The organism is Nostoc punctiforme PCC 73102, from assembly GCF_000020025.1.
In the GTDB taxonomy this organism is placed as follows: domain Bacteria; phylum Cyanobacteriota; class Cyanobacteriia; order Cyanobacteriales; family Nostocaceae; genus Nostoc; species Nostoc punctiforme.
Map to the genome: position 1 here is coordinate 37195 of NC_010631.1, position 16703 is coordinate 53897.

Here is a 16703-nt window from a genome sequence, read left to right on the forward strand (position 1 = left end):
AAGTCTCACGAAAAAAAAATCATTCGTCATCAAGCACCACGAAGTTTGATAACGGGGATTGATTTTGACCTCAATACTTATTGCAAAGGTGATTATCTTGCAATAAGAACAAATAATCAGAATTTTTTGAAAAGAGTTTGTTGCACCAACAGATGGAATAGAACAAGGATTAACTTTTGTAAACCCCATCCCAGAGGTGAGCCATGCTGACAGCTGCTAACGTTTCTTCAGAGATGGCGGTGAACTACTTCGTCAAAAACTACTACCACCAAGGGAAGTCGCTTTGGAGTGGTCAAGGTGCTTTAAAATTGGGTTTGTCAGGGGCAATCGATGATGAAGAAGCTTTTAAAAATGTGATCTCAGGGCGTTCACCCCAGGGTCGTGAGCAATTAAATGCCAGGGCCTTGAAGCCCGACGAACGCAGAGCCGCATTAGACTGTACATTTTCTGCGCCCAAAAGTGTAAGCTTGATGGCCTTGGTGGGCGGGGATACTCGTTTGATTGATGCTCACCATCAGGCGCTAAAAGAAACTCTGGAGCTAATAGAGCAGCGTTATGCCTATACCAGAGTGACAGATAATAGCGGCAGACATAGAGTTAAGACTGGTAACTTGGTCGTCGCGCAGTTCGATCACATCGAAAGTCGGGATTTAGACCCACATCTGCACACCCATTGTTTGCTGATGAACATGACCCAAACTCCAGATGGTAGGTGGTTAAGTTTGGGTAATAACGAGATATTCGCCAATAAGAAATTCTTGGGGATGGCATACCAAAGCTCTCTGGCGCGTGAGGTGCAGAAGCTTGGCTACGAGATAGAAAAGAGCAAACATGGGCAATTTGATATAAAGGGCTTTAAATTCGAGGATTTAGAGGCATTTTCTAAACGCCGACAGCAAATCATCGCCTCATTTAGTGCTAATTCGACTTGGGCAGAACGTGAGAAAATCTGGGATAATACTCGCCAGCGCAAGCAAAAACTACCAGAATCAGAGTTACTTGCATTCTGGAAAGAAGAAGCTGCGGCATTAGGGATTAGGTTTGTTAAGGCAGGTGAACCAAGGCAGGAGATACCAGCCAATGAGAAAAGTTTGGCAGAGGTTTTGGATTTAGCGATCGCACATTGCAGTGAGAGAAATGTCGCTTTTAGACAAGAGGATTTAGAAAAATTCATCCTAGAAGAACGTTTAGCTACGGATATAGCAGCAACAGCAGCCCTGATTAGAGAGCATCAGGAGTTAATCGCTTTACCAGGATTGACTGACCAATTTACGACGATGACAGCAGTGCGACGGGAACTGGCAACGATTGACTTAATGCAGCAGGGTCAATATAAATTTTGCTCCATTTCCCAAAGAGAAGTAGTCGAAAGCCACTTAGAGAACACCTTACTAAATACCGGACAGCGCCAAGCAGTAGAATTAGCTGCAACAACATCTGACCAGTTCATTGCATGGCAGGGGGTAGCTGGCGCTGGCAAGACTTTTGCCCTCAAAGAGTTGAAGGCGATCGCTTTTAATGCCGGATATACCATCAAAGGCTTTGCCCCCAGTTCCTCTGCTGCTAAGGTTTTGAGCGAAGAGTTAGAAATTCAGTCTGAAACTATTGCTAGATTACTTGTGACTGAACCAAAAGAAATTGAACCAAATCAAATCTGGGTTGTGGATGAAGCGGGTTTACTCAGTGCAAAAGATGCTCATGCACTTTTACAAAGAGCAACCTTACTTCAAGCTAGGGTAATTTTAGTTGGTGACACTCGGCAGTTGTCAGCAGTAGAAGCCGGTAATCCCTTCAAATCGTTGCAACAGGCAGGAATTAAAACCGCACACCTCAATGAATCGTTGCGTCAGAAAAACCCGCAGCTAAAATTAGCAGTAAATTTGATTGCTGATGGCAGGATTGAAGCAGGATTTGAACGACTAGAAGCCAACGGTTCCATACTTCAAGTAGATAGTTTTTCCAAAATAGAGCAGATCGCCAATGATTATATAGTAGGGACACCAGAGCAACGACTCAAAACTCTTGTGTTAGCTGGAACAAATACAGAAAGACTTGCCCTTACCCAAGCGATTCGAGACAAGCTCAAGGGTGAAGGGACTTTGGGAGAAACTGCAACCATCACCCAATTGCAAACCAAAAATCTGACAAAAGTACAGATGCGGTTTGCCCATAACTTTGAAATTGGTGATGTGATCATGCCCACACGGGATTACAAACGCCGGGGGCTTTCTAAAGGCAAATTATATGAAGTGGTAGGTCGAACTACTGACAAGTTGACACTAAGAAGTGATGATGGACAGCATTTAGAAGTAGATACAGCATTTGACAAGGCAGTTTACCAGAGGCACCAGATTGAAATTGCTGTGGGCGATCGCTTGCAATGGAAGAAAAACGATCGGCAATTGGGACGACGCAACGGGCAAGAATTTACTGTGACAGGAATCGACCTGAACATAGTCCACATTAAATATGCTGATGAGCGTACTGAACGCATTAGTTTGGCACAGACGCAAAACTTAGACTATGCCCTTGTGAGTACAACATATAGTAGTCAGGGGAAAACTGCGGATCAGGTGTTAATTTCGGCAGATTTCACTATTGGACAGGAAAGTTTTTATGTTGCTGCCAGCCGTGCAAGGCATGAATTAAAAATTTACACCGAAGATCCAACGCGATTGGTAGAGTTAGCGCAACAGTCGAAAGCCAAAGATAATGCTTTGGAATTGCTACGAAAACAAATTCAGAAATCGACGATTGAGCAGCACCAAGCAATAACTATAAATATAAGTGCCCCTTTTGAGAAGCCAGTACTAAAACAAGAGACGACAGTATCTACTCCAAATGTCCAGCCAATTGTGAAATCAGTCGCATCTAGCCGGACAACAAGCCATGATTCATCAATAAAAGTACCGAAAGTCTTGCCCGTCTTGAAAGAGATACCAAACTATAATACTGTTGAATCGGTTTTCTCCAAGCCAGTACTGAAATCTGCTGCCCCAACAGAAGCATTTTGGACACCACATCAAAGTAAAGACATTCCCAATTTTCTTGAACCAAAGCACTGGCAAGAGTTTGAAGATAGCGCTATCCATCCTGATATTGCGGCAAAAAATTTTGAAAGTCTTCAATTCAACTATGCAGGTGGTGAGCATGAGTCTTGGGAAAGACTCATGGTTAGTGAAAAACTTAATCGTACAAATACCGGGAGGTTAACGGAGGGATTAATCAGAACATATTCTCATCTTGATGCTGGAGGATGGTGGTGTGATGCTGGAGTTGATCCGCGAACATTTGCTGATTTAACCCCAGGTGATAAACCAACTCTTAAACGATGGGGATGCTACAAGCCAAATCAACCAAGACCCAAAAAAGATGAGAATAATCAAATAATTGAAGGGAAATTCATCAAATATGAGCATCCTCCCAAGGTTGAATTAAGCATTTTCCTGCTTAATGTCCCTGACGATATTGCCGAACGCATTTACTCCAAACACAAGGCGAATCCCAGTGATAGCGATCGCCAGTCAGGATTTTGGTATTGTGTATGGAAACATAATATCCCCTGTGCAATCGCAGAAGGAGCTAAAAAAGCAGCCAGTCTGTTGAGTCAGGGTCATGCTGCCATTGGGCTACCTGGGATTTCGGCGGGATACCGAACTCCCAAAGATGAGTTTGGCAAGAAAATTGGCAAGTCTTACCTGCATGAAGAGTTAGCAATTTTTGCCACACCTTCTCGAGAAATCAAATTCTGCTTTGACTATGAAACCAAGCCTAAAACGAAGCTCAATATTGAGAGGGATATTTCCGTAACTGGAAGATTGTTGCAGAAGCTTGGAGCTAGGGTCAAGGTCGTCAGCTTGCCAGGGCCTTCTAAAGGTGTTGACGATTTCATAGTCGCAAGTGGGCCACTGGCTTACGAAAAATTGAGCCATGAAGCAATGAAGTTAAGGGACTGGCAACAGCACAATCAACACTCAAAAGTTGCTGCAATAGAACCACCCAAACTTCAGCTTAAAGAAAGTTCTTTACAACAAACCTCACCAAATCAACCAATAGGACAAACCCATGACAACCAACAACAACCCAACCCAGATACAGTTATTAACCGAGAAGATAGAGGAATTATTAACCTCTCACGGGAAACTGAACAAGAATTTCGAGCAGTTAGAAATCAAGAACTCTCAACTCACCGAAAAAATTCAGAGCTTAGAGGTAGCCCAGCAACAGAGGTTGAGCGACTTCTTACAGCAGTTAGCCGAGACATTGAATGCCAAGAAGTCCTCGAACTTAGAGCCATTAGTACAAGAATTAACCCAAGCTCTACAGATGATTGGCTTCGAGGTCAACGAGCAACGAACTTCTCAAGACAAGTTAACCCAGAAGATTCAGCAATTATTGACGGCGCAGCAAGTGATGTCAGTTTTGAACAAAATGGAAACGCCAAACGACCAACTACCGAACAACTCTTAAACGCAATTACTGAGAATATTCAACAGTCAATAGTTGATGATGCCTTGGTTGAAACGTTACCACAATTAACAGAACAACTGTACGGGTATCAGCAGCACCTAAGAAGAGCTAGAACCAGATTAGATGACTTTGGAGCAGTGATTGCTTCAATTGAGCAACAAATTTCATCAAAAAGAACAGTGGATGTAATCTCTGACTTTATTGAACAGTCAGTAGTTGAGTCCACCCTAATAACTTTGTTGCCACAATTGGTAGAGCAACTCTCTCAAGTCAGTCAGCAATTAGCTCACAAAACAGCTATTGCTCAACAGTCAGAACTTTCAAGTTCACAAAAAACTGTTTGGGCAATTGCTGAAAATATTGAATACTTGGCTGTCTCCTCTGCCCTCACTGAAGCTTTACCACTGTTAATAAAACAACTCTCTCCCTTGAGACAGCAGCAAAAAGGAGTCAGAAGTAGATTTGACGATTTAGAAGCAGTCATTACTCAAATTGAGCAACGACTTTCATCACAAAGAGCTATAGACGCAATTACTCAAAATGTTGAATACTCGGCTGTCTCCTCTGCCCTCACTGGAACATTACCGCAACTAATAAAACAATTTTCTCCTTTGAGACAGCAGCTAAAAAAAGGTATTGCCACATTCGACAAAATATTTACAGCAATTGAGCCATTATCACAACGCCTTGATTTACAAAAAACTATCGATATAATTGCTGAGGATATTGAACAGTTGGCTGTAGAGTCTGCTTTAAGTGAAACGTTACCACAACTAATAGAGCAACTCTCTCAACATCACCAGCATATCTCAGGAAGGATAACTAAATTCGACGACCTAGAAACAGCAATTTCTCAATCTGAGCAGCACCTTTCAACAAAAAAAACTGTCTTATCAGTTCTTGAAAACATAGAACAGTCATTAGTTGAGTCTGCCCTAGCTGAAACTTTGCCACGGTTAATAGAACAACTTTCTAAAACTTGCCAACAGCAAAAAGCTCTTAAACCCGCATTTGATAAAATATCTACAAGAATTGAGCATGAAATACAATATCTTTCTTCACAAAGGACTGTAGACGCAATTGCTCAAAATATAGAACAGTCATTAGTTGAATCCATTATTACTGAAACGTTACCACAACTAATAGAACAACTTTCTAAAACTTGCCAGCAGCATAAGGGAAGAACCACCTTTGAGGGCTTAGGAGTAGCTATTACTCAAATTGAACAACGGCTTGATTCACAAAAAACTGTAGATCCAATTATTGAAAATATCGAATACTCGGCTGTTGAGTCTGCCCTCATTGAAACTTTACCACAATTAATAGAACAACTCTCTCAATATCACCAGCAGCTAAAAGGAGGAAAAACTAGATTCCACGGCTTAGAAGCAGCTATTACTCAAATTGAACAACGACTTGATTCACAAAGAACTATCTTATCAATTGCTCAAAGTATAGAACAGTCATTAGTTGAGTCCATCATTACTGAAACCTTACCACAACTAATAAAACAACTTTCTCAATTCAGCCAGCAGCTAAAAGTAGGAAAAACCACATTCAACCAGTTTCAGCAACTACTGGATAATGAATTCGTAGGGTATTTGACCCAAAAAACTCGAACTTCAGAACACTTAGCTCTTAATGCTATTTCTGACTACGTTGCTCAAGAAACTGTTGCAAGTTATGAGACTGTATCAGCGCTCTCAAAACTGAAAGAATTGCTAGGGGTGAGCCAATCTCAAACTTATACCGAATTTACTACTGCTTTACAAAAGATACTTGACTTGACTGAAAAATGGGGACATCATCAAAATCATTCTCAAGGAAACGTTCAATCCCTCTCAATAGAAGTAGAAACTGAGTTATTAAAAGAGTCAGTTAAATCACACATTAAACAAATAATTCACGGTTTAGATATTGAAAGATTGGCTGCTTTAGTTATGGAAGTAGGAAAATATGTCAAAGGTGAAAAGGTAACAGGAGCAAAGGTCAGCGAGTTATTTACGAGTGTTACAACTGATGCCAAAGCTTTGACTTTTGAGCAAAAAATGAACATTGTTAGGCAACTCATTAAAGATGACAAACCATCGATTATGAAAAGATTGGGAATCAACTCGCCATCGCCAAATGACAACGAGGAGCATCTACGGTTCCGGCGCTAACTTATCAGTTATCAATTATCAGGTATCAGATATTTCCATCAATTCATTCATAGGTTAGTTGTTTCCTGATAACTGTTCACTGTTTTAATTGGTATTGTTATTCCCACTATTTTAAACTGCTTACCTAAGACAAAATTTACTAGTTTCTGACCGCTCACTAAGATTATTTTGTCGGAGCGACGAATCAATTGTTTTGATAACTGTCCAGTTATGCCAGTATGCACGAAGAATCCACCATTAGCTCCTTCTCCTTCAATACAGCATACGAAATCTTTGATGTGTTTTGGGCTAATGTAATCAGCATAACGCTTAACCTGGATTACATAAAGCTTTCCCAAAATCAACACGCGACCATCTATCCCGCCGTCACCGGTGTACCGAAAGTTGCGTTGAATTTGCCACCCCTGTTTTTTGCAGCAAGTGAGTACCAATTCCTCAAAAACGTAGGGTGATATCCTACGCAGTGTGGCGATTACTACTGGCAATTTGGCTAATTGAGTTCTGCTACGAAGCTCAAGTAATACTTGACTAGCGTACTCAATATTATTCAAGTGTTTTTTAAGCTTTTTAAGTAATCTAACCCTTGGTGTTCGCGCTGGGCTTGGTAGTAATTGCTTCTTAAAATTTTTAGATAAGAAAGCCTTTTGGGTTGCTACTGAGCTTTGTCGTACAGGCTTGTTAAAGTTTTTAGCTAAGAAAGTCTTTTGCGTTGGTGCTGGGCTTTGTCGTACAAAATTTTGAGATGAAATGTCAGACGATTTTGTACTCTTAGGTAGTAATGGCGATTGCTTAAAACTTTGGGAACGATACTTTGACTTTGGCGTTGAAGGTGGAAATAATACAAACAGCCAAGCTAGAAAAATTATTCCACCCAGTGCAAACAACAAACCAATGATTAGGATTAGTATCATTTTTACACTCCCCTTTAATCATGGAACACCATTCCCGGATTTCTCACCACACCTCGAATGGAGGAGTAATGAGTAGTGAGCAAGGAGTAATGAGTAAGGAGTAAAATTCTTAACTTATTACTCATTACTCATTACTTATTACTTATACGCAAAGCAGCTTGTGAGAAATGCGGGCATTGCTCCCCTTTAATCATGGCTTACCTGTGCATATTTCTAAATTGTGATTCTTGTTGAGAATCCTGCTGAATTTGATGATGCATATCAACAAAAGATTGAACCTTATCAAGTGCCTGTAACTGTTGGTCACTTACGTTAGGTGATAAAACTCCATCAGTGAGAACAGGCTCGCCGTTTTTGGCACGAACGATTACATTATCACCAAGGCGTTCAAAATCAAAACTTCTACTTTTAAAACTCTTAGAACCATCAGGGTTATCTTTGCCCAAAATATTAAGCAGGGCTTTAACACTTTGCTCAATAGCTTGGGATTTGGCATCCTCAACAGCAGCCCGTAGTTCAGTTCGAGTATTATCAATGGCTGACTGAACACCCATAAGGCTTTGATCAACCGTGTTTTTAACACTATCTACCTGTGTACGTATCTCTTGAGTTAAGTTACCAACTTGTTGATTGAGTTGATTTCTTACACTGTCAGTCTGATATTTAACTTCATCCTGGAAGCTAGTAATTTGTTCATTAATTTGAGATTTAAGTGAAGCAATTTCCTTTCTGAGCTTCGTTACTTCGGGTGTCAGCACATCTTTAATCCGCTCAAAAACATTCTTAGCAGTTTGTTTTACCTTGTTCTCAACCGTACCCACCCAATTTTGAAGAACCGTATTTTGAACTTGTGGTAAAAACCGTTCATTTACCTGTGACAATGCTTTTTGGGTGTTTTCAATCAACTGTTGCTGCTTCTCCAAGGATTTACTCATTTCGGCAACTTGAGCAGCTAGTTGTGATAAAGATTCGGGTGAAAGCTGTTCTGATTTGATACTATCTACAAGTTTTTGTTGTTCGCTTAGTTTTTTCTGCAATACTTGCACTTGTTTTCCTAAAGCTTCTACACTGTAGATTCGCTCATTACTTACAACTTTATTTTTCTGTGATGCCGGAGCTAAACCTAATTTGTCAGTCAGTACTTCTCCATTTTTAATATGGAATACTTTTTCATTACCAATTTTAATAGAAATTGCCCCTTGAGAATTTTTCGGGTCAGACAGAGCTTTTTTTAAGTTCTCTACTATCGTTGGTGTTAATAAGTTTTTAGAGGGGGATTCTCCCAATGTTCCTTGATAAACTTTGCTAGAGCTAGAGTAAATATGAACATCCTTGGTGGGATCTAATCCTTTTTCTTTAGCTTTCGCATGGATGAGTTTCAGGAGAGATTCTAAAATATCTAGATAATCTCGCTTAATTTCATTCGCTTCACCATCTTCAATCATTATTTTCACCTTTGATAATTGACTGAATTAACAGTTCGGGATTAATCGCTACTTCTGGCAAAACTATCCCACCGAGTTTATTAAGAACCTGTCTACCTTCAACTTCTATGTAAGCAAATTCTCCATCAATCATTACTGTTATCGATAATGTATTTTTTTCAGCATGAACTGGAACATAATCTTTCAGAACACCATTTAACACAAAAATATTGGCATCATCTGCATCGCCGCTATAGACTTCAAGGCACTCAGGAAAATAGTTAGCATCAAAAGGCAAGTTATCCCAACTATCAGCAGTGTTTAAAATCTCGCTTGGATATTTATCTGCTAGGGCTGCTATATCAGGAGGGAGTTTAGCAATTTGTTTTCTGTCATAATCAGAGAACGGATAAAACTTACTTGGCGACATGAATTTTCTCCTTCAGATTTTCAGCTTTAATGTAAAGAAGGCAGGAGGCAGGAGGCAGAGGGCAGAAGGGAAGAATTTGAACGAGGCTTTAACCCCGCCCAATTCTTGGCCACCTGTGGCAGAGATTATGGTGGGGGACTCAGACCCAAGTTCGTTCTGGTCACGGGCTTCAGCGCAAAACAGTATTCCAACTGAGCCTCCTGCCTCCTGCCTTCTGCCCTCTGCCTTTCTAGTTGATTCCAGACAATATTTCTTTAAATCAGACTCGCATATTCTGATAATTGCTCTTGATTTTCTATCAAAGGTAACAATTTTACCGCGGAGGCTCGGCGAATTTTCATTTCTTCATCTGCTGGAGTTAAGAGAGTAGAGTTTTTAGATAATAACTTTTGAAACTCGTACCAAGCTTTCACACTGTCAGCTTCAGATTGGATTTCATGCTGAGGAATCTTAATTGATTGCAAAATTGGCAAACTTATTTGACCACGAGAACGAAATCCGGGACTAATAATTACTGCTTTTCCTGATGGTAAAGTGTTAAATTGATTGACATCAAATAACTTGCGAGTACTGTTTTGGTCAGAATTAGAAATGCTTGCACCGCCCTTGCCTCCTGATGAACGAGAACGTTGCTTGTATTTAATTTCTTCTTCACCTAAAAACTTACTAAATCGTTCGGCGGCTACATCATCTTGGGGATTAAAGAATGCTTTGGTCGCACAACCACCAAATATTGCATTAGTTGTGTTTTCACCATAAGATTCAATCAGCATTGAGAGATTTTGTAAACCTAAGATAGAAATTAGTCCATCCTCGCGGTTCTGATTGAGCCAATCAACCAGTGCTGGTAAATATAATGTGGGTAATTCATCAATCCCCAACACCAAAGGACAAGTACGTTTGTTAGCCACATTCCGGCTAACTAATAGATGCAGAATCGAGACAAGCAAAGGGGCAATTACATCACGCTTCTCTTTGTTCATCCCGAAAATCACCATCTGCCGTTCCTTCAAATCCAGTGGAATATTAGTTTTTCCACAGAATGCTGCTAATGCCGAGGGAACCATGAAGCGGCTGAACAATCCGCTAGCTGTACCCACAATACTAGCTGCTGTTTCTGGCGACCCTGCAACAGATACAAACTGTGCGAAAGCCTCTCTAACCATGAAATTCAGATTTTCTGCTTGCTCTATGCGCTTAACTAACTTTGGCAACCCTAGTATCGCTTGGCACATCATGATATCTGGATAATCTGTGCCCTTTGCCAGCATAAAGACGGCTTGGACTAACTGATCGCCAGCGTTGGTAAAGAAGCTATTTCCAGAATCTTGATCACCGAGTTGGAAATTGCGATTGAGTGTAATCGCAAGCTGCCGTGCCATTTCTGAGTCTTCATTACTGCGAAGAAAGTCGATAGGGTTGGCAACTGCTGATTCTGCAAAGCCTGGGGCAAGCACAGTAACCTGATAACCGCGTTCTATCGCATACCCTGCAAGTATTGGAGCTTGCCCTTTAGATGGAGAATCAGCTGATTCCTGGGAGGCGTATTTGAAATCATATAAAGCCAGAGGTAAGCCCTGATCAATTACAGAGCGAATCAGGGGATTAATCATTGAAAATGACTTTCCACTCCCTGGGCCACCACAAACTAGGATGCCTCGCTGTGCCTCTGGAAAATAAAGGGTTGTTGAATCTTCAGGGATGCAAGTTCTACGGACACCATTAATAACCTCGCTCGTTGTATTCTTGGGAGTTCCTACATACAGTGATACCCGGTTATGCAAGCGTTGCTGAATTTGTTTACACGCCAACTGACGAGCCGCTGTTTTCTCTCTTGTCCCGCCCCAGCGCGCTGTCGCTAGCTTGGCAATACCTCCCCTACTATCGATGATTTTGGCGATTACAATCACTGCGCCACAAGCAAGTACCCCTAAACCTGCGGGGGAAAACAGCGCTGATTCAAGTCCTGCGGGAATAAATTGATTTGCCTTAACCTCTGTCTTAGGAGTCCCTGTCATCGTCCCGTCCCCACGATAACCAAATCATTCTCACTCACGGGCAACCAGGGAACTGGCCCAATGAAGTAAGGGGTGCAAGTTTTCTGCTGAAATGGCGGTCGCGCACAGATCCTAAAGAATAAGCCAAAGTCGGCAGTCCCAAGGGATTCATTAACTCCAGTTAGCGCCACTTTGAACCCACTACCATACACTAGCCGCCCCGTGGGTTCCTTGCCCCCATTCACGGCGGCTAGAATTCCATAACCACCCTTGACTTGCTGAGATGAACCAGATGCCCAACGCTTACCATACAAGCCTCTCTGGGAACCAGCAAAATCCCCCATTTCTAAGTATGAGCATTCAATGCCTGGAGGACAGGCTACTGTCACAGTGCGATCGCCTCTCACGACACTGCCAGACACAAAGTAGTCATTTCCAGCCTTGGTATCACCTCTTTCAGAAGTACCAAGTACCACAGAAGCAATACCCACAACACCAAGTCCAGAGTTGATCGGCTTGGGCATTTTATCAAAGGCTACTTGGTTTAATCCCGGCACTTGGTTGATATAACTTTGTTGCCATGATTGAAAGGATTTTAAAGGCGTATCTTGGAGTCCAGGTATGGAATTCAAAGAATATTTGCTCAGGTCGATCTCACCTAATTTGAGATTAGCAGCTTGGGGATTATAGGCTACAATCTCAGAAATTGTCCCACTAGTAGCAACTCCAGATTTACTAAATAACTCTTCAAGGGGTGGGACTTGATTAACGGAGAGATTACCTAATTCTGGAATAGCTTTAACTAAAGATTTAGGAGTTTGCCATTGCATTAATCCAAAATCTAGTAGCGTCAGGTTTGATGATTGGGCTGCGATTGTACTTATGGACTTCAGGCTAAGACTGGACGTTTTGAATGCATCATCTACATCCCCCAGCATCACAATAGAGTCAACCTTTTGTCCTGCCGACCATGACCGGGAAGGGTCATAACCAAAGGTAGAAATTAGATTTTGAGGGATTTTTAAATATCCTGGCTGTTGAACTGGTGGCAAAGTATCCCATGTAATCTTTGACCAGTCGGGAGTTTGGGCTGAATATTTCCCCTGAGAATGAGTAATCGTTGGTGTCTGTGCAACTGAGATTGAAAGCGGAATTACCGAAGCGAAGGCAGTCAGTAGAAAGAGTTTAAATTTCATCAAAGTTGCCCCCATTTAAGTAATTGGTAAAAAGTGGTTTTATCGACCTGAGAAAGCGAAATCGCCTCTTCTCTAGTCTTGCCACGCCGTAATAATTTAATTGCATCTTGTACCTTGCTCCAGGTGGTAGAACCAGGTTTAACTTTATTTTTCCGCCCTGCCTCTGCTAGCCCAAAAGCGAGGGCATTCGCATCATTCCTTTGAATCGCCCCGTTTAGCGTAGTTCCAGGATTGGGGCGTAAAACGGCAACAGGCTGAGGCAGAGGGACTTTTATTGTTTGTGGTGGCGGCGAGGGCTGGTGGACTACTGGCGGCGCTGATTGCGGTTTTTCAACTGTTAGAGGAAGTGGCGTTCGCGGACGGGTAATGGGCAATGGGCGATCCGAATCAGATTTAACTACCAAGCTTGTATAGGCTGGGTTGCCTGTGGCGGGAACTATCTTAAACTGATATTGCTTTTGGCTGGTAAGTAGTGTAATTTGAGTGCTACCATCGCCGCTTGTGGACACAGGAAAATCGATTGGGTCAATCTGGCGAAGAAAGATTACGGTCGCTTTACCTCCCGCGCATTCAGAATCGCCGCCTGATGACGGGCATAAACCACCGTTTGAGGTAAAAGCAAAGCGACTTGGATCGCCAATCCAAACTTGCTTGATAGTTTCCCCAGTAGACATTAAATTAATAGTTAGTCCATAGCCTTTCCATACTTTTAATTCGATAGAGCTAGAGTTTGCATCATTCTCGTAAACCGTTCGAGCAGGTATCGCCGTTGCTTTTGCCGCGCTAGTTAAGATTAAAAATGCTGCAATAATAGTGGTTTTATTTAACATTTTTCCATGTTTACCGTAACGTTATTGTGATTAGAGCGATATTGTTTGATTAACGAATATTTGCACTGGCTTACCAACATCGATTACAAATACTTCTTCTCTACCGCTTAACTGTTGAGAACGGGCGACATTTGAACTTTTGATATTATCGAGAATGCTATTAAATGCACCCTCTCCAAAAGCGGCGGATAAATCTTTTTGCTCGTTGGTAGTGGAGCTAGTAGAGAAGCCATTAGAGTTCGTACTAACTTGAGTTACAGGGCGATTCTGTACCTGGGCAGCCTTCGCAACTCCCGCGATGATCGCAGAAATGAAATTGTTACCCAGATTGCTACCTTTGCGAGACTCTGCTTTTAAGAAACCACCATCCTTGGCCATTATCAAAACAGCATTTGGTGGTAGCGGTTTCTCTTGGGTATCGCCATTGGAGTTCACCAATACTGAAACGCCGCGCAGTTTGGCAAGACCAGAGCCATTGGACTCTGCTAATTGAACAACTAGATAAGCGCCTACGGGCAATACGTCGCTACCATCTGAGGCTTTTAATGCTTTTGATACCTTCACTAAGTAATTCTGGTTGCCAGCGTCACCAGTGCCCCAGGCTAAAGGTGTTTCTAATCTGCCCTCTGCGGTGCTGCCAACGAGTACGCGTTTTGCGTTGTAATCAGTGCTAGTGCTTTCGACAACCTGCATAGCTCCTCCCGCCCCTCCTTCAATTCCAGTAACTTTTGGTTCCTTGACTTCCGAATCATCGCCTGAACTACTAAAACTGCCAGCATTCGCAGCGAGAAGCCATTGCTGAGTGGGATCTAACTTTGCGATGTTCGCTTGGGGGAACGCCAAAGGAGATTGTCTAACTGGCTGGGCAATTTTTGGCTGTGGCTGTGGCTGTGGTTGCTCCCTCCTAGCAGTAGGAAAAGTCTTGGGTACTGTCGGCGCTCTATCGACTGGGTAAGGCTGTTGTCTGCGCTGCACTGGTTGTATATTCGGGGTAACGGGTGCAATTGGAGCAGGGATTGCGTTATTTGTAGGCGTTGTTACTGGGTTTGGCTTTTGATCACGAATCTGCCTTAGCTGGTTATTTTGGCTAGTCAGGGCAAGCGCTGTTTTATCTTTGCCCGTCTCATTTTCCGGCTCTGGTAGGGGCGTTTGCTCGTTGCCTTTGGGCGTTTGCACAATGCCCTTGGAAAACTTCAGCACATTCATTGAATTACCGATTAAAGCCCCAATGATTATTACAAAGAGAGAGCAAATTAGAGCAACAACGCCCATTTTTAAGAGTGGAGATTGCGAGACTGTTCGAGTGGTAACGATTTCCTCTGGTGCGGGGTTCTGTTCTGGTTGAATTGAATCATTAATCGAAGAGATTTTAGCCCCGTTCATGGCGGCAAAATCTTGCGACTCTATCTCAATAGTTGCTGACGGTAAGGGTTCCTGATTTTGGATTTCTTCTATCTCAATAGTTGCCGACGGTAAGGGTTCCTGATTTTGGATCATAGGTCTAAATCTTGGATTTTATAAATTTCCAGCCCAGCTTTACGAACGCGAGAAGCGGTTTCTTGAACCTGGGATGCAAATCTAGGAATGGCAGCCGTATCAATCGCCCTGACAAATACAGTTTTGTTAAAAGCGATGGGCTTACCAACTAAATTGCTGCCTTGGAAAACAACAATCTCTGCAACCATATCTACTTTCCATTGCCCATCCTTAATCCGAGTCGGCTGACTGATTAAGCTGACTTTTAGGATTGATTGCGTAGACCCATTAAAGACATCGGGCGGCGTAAGATTACTTATCTCCTCAAGGAATGGTGCGCGAAAATCTTCTGACAACGCAAAACCTGAAGCCCATACACTAGTAGTAATCTTGGCTTTTGATGTCGATACACCAGCGTCTAACTTTAATTGTTTGGTGGGGTCTGGATTGTAATCATCGCTTGACTTTGGTAGAGCATTCCAACTTAAAAGTCCGGTCATTGTCTGCCCGACAAAACGTGTAATAGCTTGGGGGGAGCGCTCCTCACTGCCTATAGGAAGAACTCTGATAGATTCGCCGTCATGTAACTCCACAAGGGTGGAAGCTTTCGTTTTAGAAATTGTTGCTATCCGAGCAAAATTGACAATTTCTATGAATAATAAGAGCGTTAATAAAATAGCATTGACTATTAAGAAAATTGGGGTAAAGTTTAACTCTTTTCTCTCTAATAATTTCATCTTCTTAAACCCACAGAGAATTTAACCCCACTGGTAAACGCTGAGAATACAGCCATTCCGCCACCAGTGCCTATGGCTACCGCGAGTAATGGCGAAAAGATGGCTTGTAAAAGTTGCAATAATAAAGGATTGCTAGAAGGCTTGGAGACTATTGCGCTGGCAATAATGCCTACTGTTATGGAGTAGGAAATGAGAACTAATGTTAGTCCTAACCAGCCAGCCAACCAAGCATAGATAGGTTTGCTTTGGAAAGGCAGTAAAGATAAAACCAGGAAGATTGGGGCGGCGAATGCAATCATTAAGAATGACAGTTGGACGATGTACTGAAAAGCTGCCGATACCCCACTGAGAATGACATAAACAAAACCTTGGATTGCGCTATTAATTAGTTCACCAGTAAGGTCTAAGGGGTTCCAACTTCCGACTCCAGAACCTGCACCAGTCTTTTCTCTAGCTTTCTGCGCGTCTTTTCGTGTATTCTCCACAGCCTGTTTGATACAAGCTTGTTTCTCGCTCAATTCTTCACCTTCCTTCTTTTCGTTGTTGAGCTTTTCGCACTTAGCTAAGGCTATCTGTGCGGCTAAGACAAAGCTTTGGTCAGCGTTTACATTCCGTATAGCATCTCTCAAATTGACCCCATTTCTCGTAATATTTAAAATACTCCTGTTTAGTCCGGTCGATACGTTTTTTAATGCGACTGTTGTGTTTGCTAGGAGGAACCCATTATTACTAAGCATTACGATTACTACTAATGGCAAAACCATCTCGGCTATGAAATCAAAACCAAACCCTTCTTCTGCATACTTCCTGTACCAGCCAAATGATGCAAAGCCAATCATCACAACAGCCGCGAGGGTAGAAACAGCGACGACAGCCGTATAAATTGGGCTTGTTCCAGATGCTAATTCTAGCCAATCATTCTCAAACGATTTATAGATTAGGTCTGCGCCTGAGATAGCCCCTTCGACTATTTCGCCTGAATTCGTAGTGCCCGTATCTTCTCCAGCTTTTTGCCCTGTCGTTTGGGCAAAAAGAATAACTAAGAACGTTATCATTTGAGTTATCGTAAC

General features: G+C 42.2%; 10 protein-coding genes. 1 reads left to right on the top strand and 9 read right to left on the bottom strand.

Annotated features, from left to right (window positions below; all coding sequences use genetic code 11):
* Positions 1 to 203 precede the first annotated feature (203 nt).
* Positions 204 to 6632: a MobF family relaxase gene (mobF, locus tag NPUN_RS38015; protein WP_012412944.1), complete on the top strand. Its 6429-nt coding sequence runs from the start codon at positions 204 to 206 to the stop codon at positions 6630 to 6632.
* Positions 6633 to 6679: 47 nt separating this feature from the next.
* Here the strand turns inward: mobF and NPUN_RS38020 are convergent, their stop codons facing one another.
* The 9 genes from NPUN_RS38020 to NPUN_RS33975 all read right to left on the bottom strand — a co-directional run bounded on the left by NPUN_RS38020 (position 6680) and on the right by NPUN_RS33975 (position 16688).
* Positions 6680 to 7543, bottom strand: coding sequence for a restriction endonuclease (locus tag NPUN_RS38020; protein ID WP_012412945.1), 864 nt, complete (start codon positions 7541 to 7543; stop codon positions 6680 to 6682).
* Positions 7544 to 7740: 197 nt separating this feature from the next.
* On the bottom strand, positions 7741 to 8988 hold the full coding sequence (locus NPUN_RS33940; protein ID WP_012412946.1) for a GumC domain-containing protein: 1248 nt from the start codon (positions 8986 to 8988) through the stop codon (positions 7741 to 7743).
* Complete coding sequence (locus NPUN_RS33945) at positions 8981 to 9397, bottom strand: hypothetical protein (RefSeq protein WP_012412947.1); 417 nt, start codon at positions 9395 to 9397, stop codon at positions 8981 to 8983. Before NPUN_RS33945 ends, NPUN_RS33940 begins: the two co-directional genes overlap by 8 nt.
* 254 nt (positions 9398 to 9651) lie before the next feature.
* Positions 9652 to 11415 carry a type IV secretory system conjugative DNA transfer family protein gene (locus tag NPUN_RS33950; RefSeq protein WP_012412948.1) on the bottom strand — a complete coding sequence of 588 codons (1764 nt, stop codon included), beginning with the start codon at positions 11413 to 11415 and terminating at the stop codon, positions 9652 to 9654.
* The gene (locus NPUN_RS33955) at positions 11412 to 12590 is read right to left on the bottom strand and encodes a hypothetical protein (protein WP_012412949.1); all 1179 of its coding nucleotides are present in this window, start codon (positions 12588 to 12590) and stop codon (positions 11412 to 11414) included. Before NPUN_RS33955 ends, NPUN_RS33950 begins: the two co-directional genes overlap by 4 nt.
* On the bottom strand, positions 12590 to 13420 hold the full coding sequence (locus NPUN_RS33960) for a hypothetical protein (protein ID WP_012412950.1): 831 nt from the start codon (positions 13418 to 13420) through the stop codon (positions 12590 to 12592). Before NPUN_RS33960 ends, NPUN_RS33955 begins: the two co-directional genes overlap by 1 nt.
* Before the next feature lie 30 nt (positions 13421 to 13450).
* On the bottom strand, positions 13451 to 14917 hold the full coding sequence (locus NPUN_RS33965) for a hypothetical protein (RefSeq protein WP_012412951.1): 1467 nt from the start codon (positions 14915 to 14917) through the stop codon (positions 13451 to 13453).
* On the bottom strand, positions 14914 to 15633 hold the full coding sequence (locus NPUN_RS33970) for a hypothetical protein (RefSeq protein ID WP_012412952.1): 720 nt from the start codon (positions 15631 to 15633) through the stop codon (positions 14914 to 14916). Before NPUN_RS33970 ends, NPUN_RS33965 begins: the two co-directional genes overlap by 4 nt.
* Positions 15630 to 16688, bottom strand: coding sequence for a hypothetical protein (locus tag NPUN_RS33975; protein ID WP_012412953.1), 1059 nt, complete (start codon positions 16686 to 16688; stop codon positions 15630 to 15632). The genes NPUN_RS33970 and NPUN_RS33975 overlap by 4 nt, the downstream gene beginning before the upstream one ends.
* Positions 16689 to 16703: the final 15 nt, after the last annotated feature.